Below are 16,904 nucleotides of genomic sequence, written 5' to 3'. Positions count from 1 at the left end.
CGTCCGCGAGGTCCACACCGCCCTCCTCGCCGACTTCACCGCCCTCAACACCCCTTGACGTCTATAGGAGCATCCCCGCTGCTTCCTGTCGGTGGTCTCCACTACCGTCCGCCGACGTGAGCGCAACGCAGACGTACCGGTACCTCGGATCCTCCGCCCTCGCCCGCGACGGCCTCGACCTGCAGACCAGCGGCGGACCCGCACCCCACCCCCGATTCTTCACCGGGTTCCTCACCACCCCCCAGGCGGCGGCCGCCGGCCTGCTCGCCGTCGCCGAGGTCGCCCGCACCCGCTACCACCGGCCCGTCAGCCCCGCCAGCCTCGACCCGGTGGTCACCGGCAGCCGCGACCGGCTCCGGTTCGAATCCTTCTCCGGCTGCTGCGGCGTCTACGCCCGCCTCGACACCCTGCCCGCCGGCCTCGACGGCGACGTGATCGAGCACGGCACCACCAACGTCGACGTCAACAACCCACTGCGCGAGGCACTGGCCCGCGTCGGCGGCCTCGACCCGCTGCACCTGTCCGTCGGCCCCGACGACCTGACCGTCGCCACCATGGACGCCCCCATCGTGGAGAAGAAGGTCCCCCTCCCCGCGCGCTGGCTGCGCGGCTTCGCCGAGGTGCAGATCCTGTCAGCCACCTTCGAACCCCGCGCCGAGATCCCCGCCACCGAGGCGGCCACCTTCCTACGCCGGCTCCCCACCACCAGCGACCGCTCGGTCCTCTGGGCGGTGCCCGCCGGCCGGTCCCTGCGACTGACCTCCCGTCCCGTCCCCGGCGCCGTCTGCCTGGCCGGAGCGAGCCGACTGACCGCCCTCCGCGCCATGCTGCGCTTCGCCGACACCCTGCGCGTGTACGGACCGACCGTCACCACCGGCTCGGCACCCGTACCGAGCACCTGGGAACTGGACACCGGCGCCCTGCGCCTCTCCCTCACCCTCTCACCCGAGCCGTACCGCGGATTCTCCGGCGAAGGCGCCGCCCTCACCGCCCTCGCCGGCGACGACGTGGCCGACGACGCCAACCTCGTCGCCGCCGTACTCTCCTGGGATCCCACCATCGACGTCGACCGGCTGGCCACCGACACCGCCCTCGACCCGGCCCGCGTCCGGGCCGCGCTCGCCGAACTCGGCACCGCCGGCCGCGTCGGCTACGACGTCGCCGAAGCCGCGTACTTCCACCGGGTCATGCCCTACGACGCGGGCCGCGCCGAACGCGACAACCCCCGCCTCGTCGGCGCCCGGGCGCTGCGCGACGCCGGAGCCGTCCACCACGACACCGCCACCACCGCCACCGTCCACAGCGGCGAGCAGGTCTACCGGGTCCGCCAACTGCCCGGCGGCGACCTCACCTGCACCTGCCCCTGGTGGGCCAAGCACCGCGGCCAACGGGGACCCTGCCGGCACGCGCTGGCCACCCGGATGTCGACCGCCGAGCGCGCGGGGGAGCGGGTGTGAGACACGCACAGCAAGCGTTCCTCAAGAGCACGGTACGGCGGCAACGGGAACTGGCCGCCGGCGGCACCAGCGACCTGTTCGACCTCATCCAGAACAGCTCCGCCGGGCAGATCGTGGCGGCCCTGGCCGACCTGCCGGAACAGCGCCGCCGGGAGATCGGCGCCGACCTGACGACCTGGTTCACGCAGCGGCACCGCACCACCTGGTGGACCGCCGGCTCCGGCACCGCCCTGGCAGTCGCCGTCGTCGGCTGCCTACCCACCGCCGCACAGGCCGCGACGATCCTCGCCCGCAACACGGTCAACCCCCACGGCGAACGCGCCGCCGCCCTGATGACCAAGGTCGCCGAGGACCGCGGCATCACCTGGCTCGGCGACCTCGCGCACCGACTGGCCACGAAGATCAACCAGCAGACCGGCATCGAACACTGGCGCTTCCTCACCGCGCTGCTCCGCGCCACGGCAACGACACCACCAGCCAACGACCGGTTCGTCGAACTGTGGCTGAACTCGATACAACTGCCGCAGCGGGGACACGCCGGCCCACCGGCACCCCTGACCCAACGGCTACGCGACGACCCGTTCCTCCACGCCATGCTGCCCCGCCTGTTCGAGATCGACGGCCTCGGCACCCGCATGACGTTCGACGAGGTCACCACAACCTGGCACGAACGACGACGGCACATCCTGCCAACCGCGCTGGCCCGACTCGCCGCCGAAGGCACCATCGACCGGACGTTCCTGATCGACGCCTGCATCGGCCGACTCCTGCGCGGCGACCGGGCGTCCGCCCTACGCGCCTTCACCACCCTGCTCACCGAACTCGAACCCACCACCACCGAGGTCGCCACCCGCACCACCGACTACCTCCGCCTGCTCGCCGACGCGCCGGCCCCGGCCGCCACCATCGCGCAGAAGGCCCTACGAGACCTGCCCGACCTCCAGATCGACACCATCCTCGACACCTCCCGGGACGTGCTGCTCCGCCCGGACAAGACACTCGTCAAGGCCCAGCTCACCTGGCTCGACCGCCTGGCCCGCCACCACCGCGACCGAGCGGCCGAGATCGCCGAGGTCATCGCCGTCGCCGCCGAACACCCCGCCGTCGAACTACGCGACCGCGCCCACACCCTGGCCACCCGCCACGGACACGACCCGACGGCGGACCGCACCGGCCCGGCGCACGCCCGACCACGCGGCGACGACCTGCCCCCACCCGCACCACCCGCACCCGCACCCGCCCCCATCACCGACGTCGACGAACTCGCCGAAGAGGTCGCCGCCCTGCTCGGCACCCCGTCGCAGGGCACACCGCTGGACCGCATCCTCGACGGACTCGTCCGGCTCACCACGACCGACGACACCCGGGTGCACGCCGCCCTCACCCCCGTCATCGAACGCCGGCACTGGTCCTGGGACAACGAACACCGCCACGACCCCCTCTGCCTGTGCAAGCTGGTCGTCGACCTGCTCACCACCCCCAGCACCGCCACCGACCAGCAGACCCGACGACACCGCCGCTGGGAGACACTGCTCACCGCCGTACGCCGCACCCCCGCACCACCACCACTCACCACCGACCCCCGGGTACCCCCACCGCACCGGCTGCTCCGAGCCCGCCTCGCCGAAATCGGCGCGCACCTCACCGAGCCGGGACACCCCGGCCTGCTCGCCACCCCCACCCACGCCAACGGCACCCTCGACCCGCTCGCCCTGATCGAACGCCTCGCGGCCCTCGGCGACCGCCCAGCCTGGCACTGGGACCTCACCCAGGCCCTGCTGCGCCTACCCACCGACACCGACGGGACGGTCGCCGGCAAGGCCGCCGCACTGGGCACCCCGGCGGGGGAGCGGCTCGCCACCTGGCTGCGCGCCGGCGGACTGCCGCAACCCGTCACGCGACCCGTCACCCTCACCCGACGCCCCCGCAGCAACGGCTACGACTGGGAGTACGACCAACTACCGCCCAAGCGCATCCTCGTCGAGCTGCGCCCACCCGACGGACACGACGACCCGTACGGACTGCTGACCGCCGACCCCGCACCGATCGGTGTCGAGCACTCCGCCTGGGCGAACCTGCTGCCGTCGACCCTGCCGGGGCACCGGGCAGTCGTCGCCGCGTACGCCCTGCCGATCGTGGCCGCCACCGCGGACATGGACCAACGCGGCGGCACGACCATGCTGCCGCTGCTCGCCGAAGCCACCGGCCCCGGCGGACCAGCCCTCGACCTCGCCCTGTCCTACGGCCTCGCGGCCCGCCACGGCACCGACCGGATCGCCGCCCTGGACGCCCTGCTCGCCCTCGCCGCAGCCGGACAGCTCGACGCCACCGCGACGGGCGGACAACTCGGCCGACTCGTCGCCGGGCAACTGGTGAAGCTGTCCAGGGCACTCGAACCACTACGCGACGCCGCCCAGGCCGGAGCACCACTGACCGTGTGGCGACTGATCGCCGCCGCACTGCCGTCGGCACTCGCCGCACCCCAGCCCCCGCGCGGCCTGCCGGACCTGCTGAGCCTCGCGGCCGAGACGGCCAGCACCACCGGCGCCCGCATCGACGTACCCGGCCTGGCCGACGTCGCCGCCCGGGGCGGATCCAGCCGCCTCGTCACCGAGGCCCGACGCCTGCACCGCGCACTCGACACGGTATGACCCGGCAAACTGACGGCGACAGGCCGCCGACCCTGCTGGGCAACCCCGACACCACATGGCACGATCCTGCAGGTGACCAGCAAAGACGCCGCCGACCAGCACCTACGCGACCTCGCCCGGCTGCGCCGCGTCCGCGACCGCATCGACCGCGAGTACGCACAGCCCCTGGACGTCGAGGCACTCGCCCGCGGCGCGAACATGTCAGCCGGACACCTCAGCCGCCAGTTCCGCCAGGCGTACGGCGAGTCACCGTACGCCTACCTCATGACCCGGCGCATCGAACGCGCCATGGCGCTGCTGCGCCGCGGCGACCTCAGCGTCACCGAAGTCTGTTTCGCCGTCGGCTGCTCCTCGCTGGGCACCTTCAGCACCCGCTTCACCGAACTGGTCGGCGTGCCGCCGAGCACCTACCGCGCCCGGACAGCTCACGCGACGGCGGAGATGCCCGCGTGCATCTCCAAACAGGTGACCAGACCGATCAGGAATCGAGAAGCACGCGCCAGGCAGCCACAACTAGCCTGACCGGCATGGACATCACCATTCACAACACCTTCCTCCCGCACACCGACGCCGACGCCGCCCTGACCTTCTACCGCGACACCCTCGGCTTCGAGGTCCGCAACGACGTCGGATACAACGGCATGCGCTGGCTCACCGTCGGCCCCGCCAACCAGCCCGGCACGTCCATCGTCCTGCACCCGCCGGCCGCCGAACCCGGCATCACCGACGACGAACGCCGCACCATCCTCGAACTCATCGCCAAGGGCAGCTACGGCGCCATCACCCTGGCCACCGACGACCTCGACGGCCTCTTCGAGCGGCTACAGGCCAGCGGCGCCGACGTCGTGCAGGAACCCACCGCCCAGCCCTACGGCGTCCGCGACTGCGCCTTCCGCGACCCCACGGGCAACCTGATCCGCATCAACGAGCGGCACTGAGCCCTCCGGCACACCCAGACACCAGCCAGGCAACACCTCGACGCGGACCGCGACAGCGGCCCCGCGCAGCAGATGGAGACACGATGAGCACCGCCACGGGGACGGACACCCAGGCACCCGCCCACATCGCCGACAGCCACGACCTGATCCGCGTGCAGGGCGCCCGCGTGAACAACCTCAAGGACGTCAGCGTCGACATCCCCAAACGCCGCCTCACGGTCTTCACCGGCGTCTCCGGCTCGGGCAAGAGCTCACTCGTGTTCGGCACCATCGCCGCCGAGTCACAGCGGATGATCAACGAAACCTACAGCGCCTTCCTCCAGGGCTTCATGCCGTCGCTCACCCGACCGGACGTCGACCTGCTCGACGGGCTGACCACGGCGATCATCGTCGACCAGGAACGGATGGGCGCCAACCCCCGCTCCACCGTCGGCACCGCCACCGACGCCAACGCCATGCTGCGCATCCTGTTCAGCCGCCTCGGCCAACCCCACATCGGCTCGCCCAACGCGTACTCCTTCAACATCCCCACCGTGCGCGCCAGCGGTGCGATCACCGTCGAACGCGGCAACAAGACCAAGGCCGAGAAGGCCACCTTCCACCGCCTCGGCGGCATGTGCCCCCGCTGCGAGGGCATGGGCACCGTCAACGACATCGACCTGACCGCCCTCTACGACGCCGGCAAGTCACTCAACGAGGGCGCCCTCACCATCCCCGGCTACAGCATGGACGGCTGGTACGGGCGCATCTTCCGCGGCTGCGGCTACTTCGACCCCGACAAGCCGATCAGCAAGTTCACCAAGAAGGAACTGCACGACCTGCTCCACCGGGAACCCACCAAGATCAAGGTCGACGGCATCAACCTGACGTACGTCGGCATCATCCCGCAGATCCAGAAGTCCTTCCTCGCCAAGGACGTCGACGCCCTCCAACCCCACATCCGGGCCTTCGTCGAGCGGGCCGTCACCTTCCAGACCTGCCCGAGCTGCGACGGAACCCGACTCAGCCCCGAAGCCCGCGCATCGAAGATCAACGGCAAGAGCATCGCCGACGTCTGCACCATGCAGATCAGCGACCTGGCCGAGTGGATCCGCGACCTCGACGTACCCTCGGTGGCCCCCCTGCTCAAAGGGCTGCAACACCTCCTCGACTCGTTCACGCAGATCGGCCTGGGCTACCTCTCACTCGACCGCCCCTCGGGCACCCTGTCCGGGGGAGAGGCACAACGCACCAAGATGATCCGCCACCTCGGCTCGTCCCTCACCGACGTCACCTACGTCTTCGACGAACCCACCATCGGCCTGCACCCGCACGACATCGAGCGGATGAACAACCTGCTGCGGCAACTGCGCAACAAGGGCAACACCGTGCTCGTCGTCGAACACAAACCCGAGACCATCACGATCGCCGACCACGTCGTCGACCTCGGCCCCGGCGCCGGCACCCACGGCGGCACGGTCTGCTTCGAAGGCACCGTCGAAGGACTGCGGGGCAGCGACACCGTCACCGGCCGCCACCTCGACGACCGGGCCGCCGTCAAGAAGACGGTACGCACGCCCACCGCCACCCTCGAGATCCGCGGCGCGACCGAACACAACCTGCGCGACGTCGACGTCGACATCCCACTCGGCGTCCTCTGCGCCGTCACCGGCGTCGCCGGCTCCGGCAAGAGCTCGCTGATCCACGGTTCCGTCGCCGGCCGCGACGGCGTCGTCGTCATCGACCAGGGCGCGATCCGCGGCTCCCGACGCAGCAACCCGGCGACCTACACCGGCCTGCTCGACCCCATCCGCAAGGCGTTCGCGAAGGCCAACGGCGTCAAACCGGCACTGTTCAGCGCCAACTCCGAAGGCGCCTGCCCCACCTGCAACGGCGCCGGCGTCATCTACACCGACCTGGGCGTCATGGCGACCGTCGAGACCACCTGCGAGGAATGCGGCGGCAAACGGTTCCAGGCAGCCGTCCTGGAGTACACGCTGGGCGGCCGGAACATCGCCGAGGTACTCGCCATGCCCGTCGCCGAGGCCGAGGAGTTCTTCGGCACCGGCGAGGCGCGTATCCCCGCCGCCCACGCCATCCTGAACCGACTCGCCGACGTCGGACTGGGCTACCTCAGCCTCGGCCAGCCCCTCACCACCCTCTCCGGCGGCGAACGGCAGCGCCTCAAGCTCGCCACCCACATGGCCGAGAAGGGCGGCGTCTACGTCCTCGACGAGCCGACCACCGGCCTGCACCTCGCCGACGTCGAACAACTGCTCGCCCTGCTCGACCGACTCGTCGACTCCGGCAAGTCGGTCATCGTCATCGAGCACCACCAGGCGGTCATGGCACACGCCGACTGGATCATCGACCTCGGCCCCGGCGCCGGCCACGACGGCGGCCTGATCGTCTTCGAGGGCACCCCCGCCGACCTCGTCGCCAAGCGGTCCACCCTCACCGGCGAACACCTCGCCGCCTACGTCGGCGCCTGACCGAGGCCGCCGGCGGGCACCGGTCCGGCGGGCGCTCCCGCGCTGCGTCGGGCCGGGCCCGCCAACCGCGCCGACTGCGAGCGCTCCTCGCCTTCGTAGCGGCGGGGGAGCAGCGCCCGGCGGGCCGGGATCCGGCCGCTCGGCATGCGTACGCTCACGTCCATGCCGACCGCGATGATCGAGATGGACGACGGTGCACAGCTGCGCACCTGGACCACCGGCTCGCCGGAGCACGCGGACACTCCCTTGGTCGTCCTGCACGGGGGTCCGGGACTGCCGGACTATCTCGGCCCGGTCGCCGCCCTGGTCGAAGACCTGTGCCTGGTCCACCGCTACGACCAGCGAGGCACAGGCGGATCGGCCTGGGCGGGGGAGCACACGATCGCCCGCCACGTCCGGGACCTGGCGCTGTTGCTGGACGCGTGGGGACACGACCGGGCCGTCCTGGTGGGGCACTCGTTCGGGACCAACATGGCCGGCTACTTCACGCTGGCGCATCCCGAGCGCGTGGCGGGATCGGTACAGATCGCCGGGCCCTTCCTGGACCCCTGGCGGGATGCCTACCGGGCTGCGCAGCGAGCACGACGCACCGACGAGCAGCAGGACCGGCTCGACGAACTCGAAGCGATCGCATCGCGCACCGACGCCGAAGAGATCGAGTACCTTACCCTGGCGTGGTTCACCGACCATGCCGACCGGGCTCGGGCGTGGGACTGGGCACTGGCATCGGCCCGCGCGCTGCGACCCGTCAACTACGCGATGAACAGCCAGCTCAACGCCGAGAAGAAGGCGGACCCGCTCGAATCGCACGTGGACGAGCTCCGCGAGCGCCTTCCCGCCGGCACCGTGATCATCGGTGGGGCAGACGACAGCCGTCCCGCCGAGGCCCTGCGACGACTCGGAGCCCACCTCGGATGCGAGGTCGTGCTCATCCCGAACGCGGGCCACCATCCCTGGCTGGAAGCACCGGACCAGTTCAGCGCGACGTTCCGCGCCGCGGTGACGAGAGTGTGCCTGACGAATCACCGGAACGACGGCGAAGGCGCGGCGCAATAGGCCTCGAAACCACAGGCAGACCGACTGTGGCCAGTGATTCGATAATGTACATTATGTCAAGTAAGCCGGGTCGGGCACTCCCTCGACCCCCTCGGACGGCAGGTCGGCAAGGCGCCGCAGGTGCGCCTCCACCAGCGCGACCCGCGCCCGCACCGGCGCGGGCGGGACGGCGATCAGATCGTGGCCGTGCGCCCGATAGACCTCCTCGTGCACGCGGGCGAACGCCAGCGACTCGACGTAGCCGATCCGGCGGGCGGCACTCGGTGTCACGAAGCCCAGCGGCTCGACCAGGAACACCTGCCGCTGGTAGGCGCCGTCGCGCAGCACCCGTCGCACCTCCTCGGCGAGCACGCGCCCCGGCGGGCGTCCCAGATGCCGCGCGAGGGCCAATGTGCACAGCGGCGACCGGTCGTGGACCTGCACCGGCCCGTACGCCCCGGGCGCCTCGCGGCGTTCCCGCTGGAGCCGCACGACGGCGTCGACGAACCCGGCCTCCCGCCACGGTTCGGCAACGCCCCGCCCCTGCTGGGCCGCGATGACGTCGGTGGCCGCCTCGGCGACGACGTCCCACCCGCGTCGGCGCAGCGCGTCGGCGAGTGTCGTCTTGCCCGCCCCCGGTGCACCCGTCAGTACGTACCGCCGCACGCTCTCCCCTCTCTCCCGCCGTTGCCAGCAAACCCGAAAATGCTGCATAATATCCCTTATGCATGACAAACAGGACGAATCGGTACAGCGGCTCATCGAGGAGTTCCTGACGGCCCGCGCGACCCGCAAGCCCTCCCCCCACACGCTGCAGGCGTACCGGCGGGACCTGCGCGCCGTCGCCGAACTGGCAGCCGAGGAGGCCACCCCTCCCCTCCCCCTCGACGCGCTGCCCGTCGCCGCCCTCAGCGCCCGCGTCATGCGCGCGGCATTCGCCCGCTTCGCCGCTCCCCGTGCGGCCGCGTCGGTGCACCGCGCGTGGTCCACCTGGAACAGTTTCTTCTCCTTCCTGGTCGCCGACGGGGTGGTCGCCGGCAACCCGATGCCGGCGGTCGGTCGTCCCCGGGCGCCTCTCCCCCAGCCCAAGCCGCTGCGTGGCGCGGACACCCCCGAGCAGTTGCTCGCCTCGGTGGCCCGGCAGGAGGGCCGGCAGCGCGACCCGTGGCCGGAGCGCGACCTGGCGGTGCTGGCGTTGGCGCTCTGCGCGGGGCTGCGACTGTCGGAGCTGCTGGCGCTGCGCGTGGGGTCGTTGACGGGCCGTGCGGGCGAGCGGCGGGTCGACGTGGCCGGCAAGGGCGGGCGGCCGAGGGTGGTGCCGATCGAGCCGGAACTGGACGGGGTGCTGGTGGGCTACCTGGACAGCCGGGTGCGGCGGTTCGGGTCGCGTACGGTGCGGCCGGACGTGCCGTTGCTGGTGGACCGTCAGGGTGAGCCGCTGCGCCGGGGCGGGCTGCAGTATCTGGTGGAGTCCTGCTACCGGCGGGCGGGCATCACCGACCGGGTGCCGCGTGGGGCGCGGTTGCACGCGTTGCGGCACACCTTCGCGACGCGGTTGGCGGAGGACGGGGCCAGTGCGGCGGAGATCATGCGGTTGCTGGGGCATGCGTCGTTGGCGTCGTCGCAGACGTACATCGAGGTGACGGCCGGGCAGCAGCGCGACGCGGTGCGGTCCAACCGCACCAATCGGGCGTTGGCGGGGTTGGTGCCGGTGGAGCGCGACGGGCGGTCGTGAGGCGGCCTGGTGTGGCCGGCGGTGGCCCGGGCGTCGAGGTCGTCGACGCCCGGGCCGGGGGTGTCAGGCGTGGCCGATGGCGCGGCGGGCGGCGTCGAGGGCGTTGCGGAAGAGCATGGCGACGGTGGTGGGGCCGACGCCGCCGACGCGGGGGGGGTGATGGCACCGGCGACGTCGGCGCAGGATTCGTCGACGTCGGGCAGGAGGCGTCGGCCTTCGTAGCGGACGCCGCCGCCGATGACGACGGCGCCGGGGCGGACGTGTTCGGGTTGGATGATGCCGGGGACGCCGGCGGCGGCGATGAGGATGTCGGCGCGTCGGGTGTGGGTGGCCCAGTCGGGGACGCCGGTGTGTACGACGGTGACGGCGGCGTTGGCGGTGGGGCGTTTCTGGGTGAGCAGCAGGGCGAGGGGGCGGCCGAGGGTGGCGCCGCGGCCGAGGATGACGACGTCGCGGCCGGCGACGGGGACGTCGTGGAAGGCGAGGAGGGCTTCGATGCCGGCGGGGGTGCACGGTAGGGGTCCGGGCAGGCCGAGGGCGAGGCGTCCCATGTTGAGGGGGTGCATGCCGTCGACGTCGAGGTCGGGGTCCATGGTCTGCAGGGCCCGGTCGTAGTCGAGGTGCCCGGGGATGGGGTGCTGGATGAGCAGGCCGTGCACGTCGGGTGCGGCGTTGAAGTCGGCGATGGCGTGGTGCAGGTCGGCCTGGGTGGCGGTGGCGGGCAGGTGTACGTGGGGTGAGGTGAAGCCGAGTTCGGTGGCCTGGCGTTGTTTGATGCGGATGTAGCCGGCGCTGGCGTCGTCGTCGCCGACGAGGATGGTGGCGAGGCCGGGGGTGACGCCGGCGGTGCGTAGTGCGGTGACGCCGGCGGCGACGTCGGTGAGGATGCGGTCGGCGACGGGTGCGCCGGGCAGGAGTCGGGCGGTGGGCATGGTGCTCCTTCGCCGGCGGGGCCCAGGCGGTCGACCTCCGCGCGTGGAGCTCCCCGATGGTTTGGTGCCCATCCTCTGGCCGCCAGTCGCGTCTGGGGTCAGCTTGCCACAGGGGGTCGGGTGTGGTGTGTCCCGGTGGTGGCTGCGGCGTCGGCGTACTGACTGTGGGTGTCCCGTTGGTCACTGGTTCGGGCTACCCTGTCGGCCTGTCCGTGTCGGGCGCTCGCCCGGGTGTCGTGAGTGGAGGCCGTGGTGCCGGTGCTGGTCGGCGGGGATGGTGGGGCGTCGGGTCCACGGTTGGGGGTGGAGGAGGAGTTTCTGCTCGTCGATCCGGTGAGCCGGTGTGTGGTGCCGGGTGCGGGGGCGGTGGTGGATCGGGCGGCGGCGCGGTTGGGTTCGCGGGTGTCGGGTGAGATCACGGCTTTGCATGTGGAGACGAAGACGGATCCGTCGTCGTCGGTGTGGGGGTTGGTGGGCCAGTTGGTGGAGGCTCGTCGGGTGGTGGCGGAGTGCGCGGCGGTCGACGGGTTGCGGGTGGTCGCGTCGGGTACGCCGGTGTTGCCGGGGGCGACGGCGCCGCCGGTGACGCGGGGGCCCCGGCAGGAGCGGGGCACGGCGACGTTCCGGGGGTTGCACGACGAGTTGGCGATCTGTGCGGTGCACGTGCATGTGGAGTTGCCGGATCGGGAGCGGGCGCTGTTGGTCAGCAACCATCTGCGGGCGTATCTGCCGTTGTTGATCGCGGTGACGGCGAATTCGCCGTACTGGGAGGGGCGGGATTCCGGTTATGCCAGTTGGCGGTCGATGACCTGGCCGCGGTGGCCGGTGGCGGGGCCGCCGCCGCGGTTCACGTCGGTGGCTCACTACGAGCGGGTCGTGGAGATGTTGTCGGCGGCGGGGGCGATCGTGGATCCGGGGACGTTGTTCTGGGACATCCGGCCGTCGGTGACGCATCCGACGTTGGAGGTGCGGGTGGCGGACGTGCCGGTGTCGGCGTGGGAGTCGGGGTTGGTGGCGGCGTTGGTGCGGGCGCTGGTGGTGCGGGGGTTGGAGGCGGTGGACCGGGGTGATCACGGTCCGGAGTTGCCCGGGGAGTGGCTGCGGGCGGCGTACTGGCGGGCGGCGCGGGACGGTCTGGAGGGTGCGCTGCTGGAGGTCGGTACGGGCCGGTTGCGTCCGGCGCGGGAGGTGTTGGGTGAGGTGGTCGCCTGGTTGGCGCCGGTGTTGCGGGCGGGTGGGGACGAGGAGTTGGTGCGGGGGTGGTTGGGGCGGTTGCTGGCGGTGGGCAGTGGTGCGGTGCGGCAGCGGGAGGCGGCGGCTCGTCGGGGTCGGCTCACGGACGTGGTGGATTTCCTGGTCGCGGAGACGGCGGTGGACGCGCGGCAGCTGGCGTAGCCGCGTCGGGCGGGGGTACGCGGGCCCGGTGTGGTGGCGGGTGCCTCTTGCGCGGTCGGGCCCCCAACCGACGTGTCCTCGTGGTGGTGGGCATGGTGGGGGTCAGCGTTCGCGGTGCAGTTCCCGGGCGAACCAGGCGCGCAGGGGTGCCACGTGGCGGTCGGGGCGGCGCCATTCGGCGAGCAGGTCTTCGAGCAGGTGTAGTTCGTCGACGAGGGTGTCGCCGTGGTAGCGGCGGATGACAGGGTGGATGAAGGCGCTTTCGGCGGCCCGGTCGGGTTGGGGGTGGCGGTGGATGGCGAACACGTCGCCGTAGTCGTCGCGGCCCCAGCGCAGGCTGACGGTGTAGTAGTGCGGGTGGTTTCGGAAGCGGGCCCGGACGTGGTCCTCGGGCAGGTCGGTGTAGTGGCGTAGGGGCCCGTCGGGGTCGACGACGAGGGCGTCGCAGAGGAACTCGAACTGGGTCCAGAGTGCGGAGCTCCAGTTGACCCGGTCGAGGACGAGGGTGGTGGCGTCGTCGGCGTCGCGGTTGACGTGGCCGTGTGGCAGGGGGGTGCCCTCGTAGCGTTCGCGCAGCAGGGCGGTGAGGGTGCGCAGGTTGTACCGGAAGCCGTCGATGAAGGCCGAGGAGGCCCGTTTGAAGTCGCGGTCCTGGGCGAGGGTGCCGGCGAAGTAGAGGCCGTCGACGTTGGTGGACTGCCAGTCGCCGCTGGTGGCGGGTAGGCGTCCGCTGGGGACCATGTCGGGCCGGCAGGTGGGGTCGAACAGGGTGGTGTCCATGGCGAAGCCGGTGCAGCGCAGGACGGATTCGTACTCCATGACGGCGGTTTCGCCGTCAGCGTGGGTGTAGGTGAGGTGTACCTGGTAGCGGTTGTCGACGGGGCGGATCTCGTCGACGACGCAGTCGAGGACGGAGTGCAGGGTCTTGAACTGGTAGCTGTCGAGGACGGCGCCGTGGTGGCCGCGGACGTCGCCGGGGTGTTTGGTGTTCCAGGCCAGGCGTAGGGGTCGGGGGCTGGCGAGGTGGACCATGGCGGCGTGGCCGAGGATCGCGGCGGCGGTCTCGAACGCGGAGTTGCCCTTGCCGAGGATGAGGACCCGCTGGCCGGCGTAGGCGGCGGGGTCGGTGTGCATGTCCTCGTAGCCGGTGGCGTGTTCGATGCCGGCGATGTCGGGGATGTTGGGGCGGCCCCAGCCGGTGGCGACGATGACGCAGCGGCAGCGCAGGGTGCGGTCGGTGGTGTGGATGAGGAAGCCGTCGTCGAGGCGTTCGATCCGTTCGACGGTGGTGTCGAAGCGCACGGCGAGCTGGTGGTAGTGCTGGAAGTCGGTGAGGTAGCGGACCATGTCGTCGGCGTGCGGGAAGTATTCGGTGCTGTATTTGCCGAAGGGCAGGTCGGCGGGCTCGTGCAGCAGGGAGTTCCAGTCCCAGCGCAGCCGGATCTCGGGGTCGGTGCTGGTGGTGTGGACCTTGTTGAGGGAGATGAGCCGGCGGTGGCGGGGGAAGCGTCGGAAGAACGCGGCGGGTTCGGGGGCGCGTTCGAGGGTGACGTAGTCGCAGCCGGCCTGCTGCAGGTAGTAGCTCAGTTGGAGGCCGGCTGGTCCGGCGCCGATGATCACGTACCGGTGGTTTTCGGCGTGTTGGTCGGCGGTGGTGTCGTCGTGGCGCGTCGGGCCTGGGGTGGGTGCCGTCACGCCAGAGACCTTCGCCGATGGCGCGGGTTGTGTCAACGCTGGGTGGGGTCACGGTGACGCGACCGCTGGTGAGGCCGGTGGGGTGTGGGGGCGGTGCCTGTCCCCCACTGTCGGCGGGCTGTGCTGGTGCTCAGCCGAGGTCGACCAGCAGGGGCCGGTGGTCGGAGATGGTGGACAGGGGGGTGTGCACGGCGGTGACGGGTGGCAGCTGGTCGAGGCCGTGGCGGTCGGCGAGGATGTGGTCGAGTTGGACGCGGGGTTGCCCGGCCGGGTAGGTGGGGCGGCGGCCGAGGGGGCGCCAGCCGGTGAGGAGCCGGGCGGGGCCGGCGGGCAGGTTCAGGTCGCCGAGGAGGATGCGTGGGGCGGGCAGGGTGCGCAGGGCGCGGACGGTCTGGCGGAGTTGGTGGGCGTTCCAGCCGGGCACGAAGGACAGGTGGGTGGCGGCGACGGTGAGTCGGCCGTGGGGGGTGTCGAGGACGGCGGCGAGCACGACGCGGGGTTCGTCGCGCAGGAGGATGAGTCCGCCGCGTGGGCCGGGGACGTAGACGGGTGAGCGTACGGGGGCGGGGCGCAGTCGGGTGACCTGCCAGGTGTGGACGCGGTGGCGGGTGACGAGGCCGACGCCGTAGCAGGGTTCGCCGTGTCCGTCGTCGTCGTGGGTGAGGGGGCGGAACTGTTCGCCGGGGGTGCCGACGACGGCGGCGGCGAAGCGGTGTTCGCTGGCGTCGAGGGCGCGGGCGGCGATGGCGGTGAGGTCGAGTTTGCCGCTGCGGCTCTGGTCGCGGTCGACTTCCTGCAGGGCGAGGACGTCGGCGTCGAGGGCGGTGACGGCGGCGGTGAGCCGGTCGGGGTCGACGAGTCCGTCGGCGAGGGACCGGCCGTGCAGCAGGTTGAAGGTGGCCAGGCGCACGTTTGCACCCTACGTGGCCGTGGGAGGGTTGCTGGGTGCTGAAGGTGTTGTTCTGTTCGATGCTGCTGTTCGTGGCCCTGGGTTCGGTGGGTGTGTGGCTGCGCCGGCGGCGGGGTCGGTGACCTGCGGTTCTGGTGAGGCTGGCCACAGGCGGCGTCGTGGGGCGGGTGGTGGTGGGCAGAATGGCGGCCCGTGGATGTGGATCCCCTGTCGTTGACGACCCTGCTCGCCGCGGCCGCGATGGCCGGTTGGATCGACGCTGTGGTGGGCGGTGGTGGTCTGCTCCTGTTGCCGGTGTTGATGGTGGCGGCGCCGGGGATGCCGGTGGCGTCGGCGTTGGCCACGAACAAGTTGACGGCGATCGCGGGTACGACGACGGCGGCGGTGACGTACGCGCGCCGTACGAAGATCGACTGGGCGGTGGCGGGGCCGTCGGCGGTGCTGGCGATGTGTTGCGCCGGGGTGGGTGCGGCGTTGGCGGGGGCGGTGCCGGCGTCGGCGTACCGGCCGGTGGTGCTGGTGGTGTTGGTGTCGGTGGCGGCGTTCGTGGTGTTGCGTCCGCGGTTGGGGGTGGTGGCGCAGCCGCATCGGCGTACGCGGGTGCGGGTGGGTGTGGCGGTCGCGGTGGCCGGGGTGGGTATCGCCCTGTACGACGGGCTGGTGGGTCCGGGTACGGGGACGTTCCTGGTGGTGGCGTTCACGGCGCTGGTGGGGGCGGACTTCGTGCACGGCTCGGCGATGGCGAAGGTCGTGAACGTGGGCACGAACCTGGGGGCGTTGGCGGTGTTCGCCGCGACCGGGCACGTGTGGTGGCTGCTCGGGGCGGCGATGGCGGTGTGCAACATCGCGGGGGCGGCGTTGGGGGCGCGGATGGCGTTGCGGCGTGGCTCGGGTTTCGTACGGGTCGTGCTGTTGGTGGTGGTGCTGGCGTTGGTCGGCAAGTTGGGCTTCGACCAGTGGGTGGCGGCCTGACGGGTCGCCACCCACTGGTCGCCGGTGCCGGTGACTCAGGCGTGTCGGACGACGTCGGTGTAGTCGAGGCGGGGCAGGCGGGGGAACCAGGCGTTCTCGCCGGGGCGGCCGATGTTGACCACGAGCAGGGTCTTCCAGGAGCTGTCGGCGAAGAACTCGCGGTCGATGCCGGCGGCGTCGAAGCCGCCCATGGGGCCGGCGGCGAGGCCGGCGGCGCGGACGGCGAGCAGGAAGTAGCCGATCTGGAGGGTGGCGTTGAAGCGGGCCATGCCCTCGCGTGCCTCGGGCTTGCCGGCGAGGTCGTCGCGCATCTGGGGTCGGATGGGGAAGACCTGCGGGATGAACTCGTGGAAGTCGGTGTCCGCGGCGAGTACGGCGACCATGGGGGCGCTGGCGGTCTTGGCCTTGTTGCCTTCGCTCATGTGGGCGACCAGGCGGGTGCGGGCCTCGCCGGGGCGCACGTAGAGGATGCGCAGGGGCTGGGTGTTGGCGGCGGTGGGTGGGAACTTGGCGAGTTCGAAGATCGCCTGGAGTTGTTCGTCGGTGACCGGTTCGTCGGTGAAGGTGTTGGCGGTGCGGGCGTCGGTGAACAGCAGCGCCTGGGCCTCGGGGTCCAGGTCGATCAGGGGCGAGTGGACGTCGGTCATCGGGGTGTCTCCATCGAGTCGGCTGGCTTGCTTCGGTAACGGTAGCAGCTAGCTTTTTACTAGTCC

The 16,904-nt window shown here is 71.7% G+C and carries 13 protein-coding genes and 1 pseudogene; 9 read left to right on the top strand and 5 right to left on the bottom strand.

What is annotated here, in order from left to right; genetic code table 11:
- Positions 1-116: 116 nt before the first annotated feature.
- The 6 genes from ACPXCB_RS28505 to ACPXCB_RS28480 all read left to right on the top strand — a co-directional run bounded on the left by ACPXCB_RS28505 (position 117) and on the right by ACPXCB_RS28480 (position 8,573).
- Positions 117-1,457 carry an SWIM zinc finger family protein gene (locus ACPXCB_RS28505; protein WP_425878938.1) on the top strand — a complete coding sequence of 447 codons (1,341 nt, stop codon included), beginning with the start codon at positions 117-119 and terminating at the stop codon, positions 1,455-1,457.
- Positions 1,454-4,108 carry a DUF6493 family protein gene (locus ACPXCB_RS28500; protein WP_425878937.1) on the top strand — a complete coding sequence of 885 codons (2,655 nt, stop codon included), beginning with the start codon at positions 1,454-1,456 and terminating at the stop codon, positions 4,106-4,108. The genes ACPXCB_RS28505 and ACPXCB_RS28500 overlap by 4 nt, the downstream gene beginning before the upstream one ends.
- A 72-nt stretch (positions 4,109-4,180) precedes the next feature.
- The gene (locus ACPXCB_RS28495; RefSeq protein WP_425878935.1) at positions 4,181-4,630 is read left to right on the top strand and encodes a helix-turn-helix transcriptional regulator; all 450 of its coding nucleotides are present in this window, start codon (positions 4,181-4,183) and stop codon (positions 4,628-4,630) included.
- Between the two features lie 5 nt (positions 4,631-4,635).
- Positions 4,636-5,046 (top strand): VOC family protein, encoded by a 411-nt coding sequence (locus tag ACPXCB_RS28490; protein WP_425878934.1) that lies wholly within the window; start codon positions 4,636-4,638, stop codon positions 5,044-5,046.
- Between the two features lie 83 nt (positions 5,047-5,129).
- Positions 5,130-7,517 (top strand): ATP-binding cassette domain-containing protein, encoded by a 2,388-nt coding sequence (locus tag ACPXCB_RS28485; protein ID WP_425878933.1) that lies wholly within the window; start codon positions 5,130-5,132, stop codon positions 7,515-7,517.
- Between the two features lie 162 nt (positions 7,518-7,679).
- The gene (locus tag ACPXCB_RS28480; protein WP_425878931.1) at positions 7,680-8,573 is read left to right on the top strand and encodes an alpha/beta fold hydrolase; all 894 of its coding nucleotides are present in this window, start codon (positions 7,680-7,682) and stop codon (positions 8,571-8,573) included.
- Between the two features lie 51 nt (positions 8,574-8,624).
- Here ACPXCB_RS28480 and ACPXCB_RS28475 read toward each other — a convergent pair whose 3' ends face one another.
- Positions 8,625-9,218, bottom strand: coding sequence for an AAA family ATPase (locus ACPXCB_RS28475; RefSeq protein ID WP_425878930.1), 594 nt, complete (start codon positions 9,216-9,218; stop codon positions 8,625-8,627).
- A 58-nt stretch (positions 9,219-9,276) separates the two neighbouring features.
- Here ACPXCB_RS28475 and ACPXCB_RS28470 point away from each other — a divergent pair, with 58 nt between their 5' ends.
- Positions 9,277-10,287, top strand: coding sequence for a tyrosine-type recombinase/integrase (locus ACPXCB_RS28470; RefSeq protein ID WP_425878928.1), 1,011 nt, complete (start codon positions 9,277-9,279; stop codon positions 10,285-10,287).
- A 63-nt stretch (positions 10,288-10,350) separates the two neighbouring features.
- On the opposite strand, the pseudogene ACPXCB_RS28465 reads toward ACPXCB_RS28470, so the two are convergent.
- A pseudogene (locus ACPXCB_RS28465) lies at positions 10,351-11,219 on the bottom strand (bifunctional 5,10-methylenetetrahydrofolate dehydrogenase/5,10-methenyltetrahydrofolate cyclohydrolase).
- Positions 11,220-11,459: 240 nt separating this feature from the next.
- On the opposite strand from ACPXCB_RS28465, the gene ACPXCB_RS28460 reads away from it, so the two are divergent.
- Positions 11,460-12,614: a carboxylate-amine ligase gene (locus ACPXCB_RS28460; protein WP_425878927.1), complete on the top strand. Its 1,155-nt coding sequence runs from the start codon at positions 11,460-11,462 to the stop codon at positions 12,612-12,614.
- A gap of 102 nt (positions 12,615-12,716) precedes the next feature.
- On the opposite strand, the gene ACPXCB_RS28455 is transcribed toward ACPXCB_RS28460, so the two are convergent.
- Together ACPXCB_RS28455 and ACPXCB_RS28450 are read right to left on the bottom strand one after the other, a co-directional pair.
- Entirely contained in the window at positions 12,717-14,309 is a 1,593-nt protein-coding gene (locus tag ACPXCB_RS28455; RefSeq protein WP_425878925.1) for an NAD(P)-binding domain-containing protein, read from the bottom strand.
- A 130-nt stretch (positions 14,310-14,439) separates the two neighbouring features.
- Positions 14,440-15,219 (bottom strand): endonuclease/exonuclease/phosphatase family protein, encoded by a 780-nt coding sequence (locus ACPXCB_RS28450; protein WP_425878924.1) that lies wholly within the window; start codon positions 15,217-15,219, stop codon positions 14,440-14,442.
- A 198-nt stretch (positions 15,220-15,417) separates the two neighbouring features.
- Between ACPXCB_RS28450 and ACPXCB_RS28445 the strand changes: the two genes are divergently transcribed.
- Complete coding sequence (locus ACPXCB_RS28445) at positions 15,418-16,191, top strand: sulfite exporter TauE/SafE family protein (protein ID WP_393168629.1); 774 nt, start codon at positions 15,418-15,420, stop codon at positions 16,189-16,191.
- Between the two features lie 35 nt (positions 16,192-16,226).
- Here the strand turns inward: ACPXCB_RS28445 and ACPXCB_RS28440 are convergent, their stop codons facing one another.
- Positions 16,227-16,838, bottom strand: a complete 612-nt coding sequence (locus ACPXCB_RS28440; RefSeq protein ID WP_425878923.1) for a malonic semialdehyde reductase — start codon at positions 16,836-16,838, stop codon at positions 16,227-16,229.
- Between the last annotated feature and the right edge of the window lie 66 nt (positions 16,839-16,904).

The organism is Micromonospora sp. DT62, assembly GCF_049847285.1.
In the GTDB taxonomy this organism is placed as follows: domain Bacteria; phylum Actinomycetota; class Actinomycetes; order Mycobacteriales; family Micromonosporaceae; genus Micromonospora; species Micromonospora reichwaldensis.
Note: the sequence above shows the minus strand (reverse complement) of the source record. Positions and strands in the feature narration are given on the sequence as shown.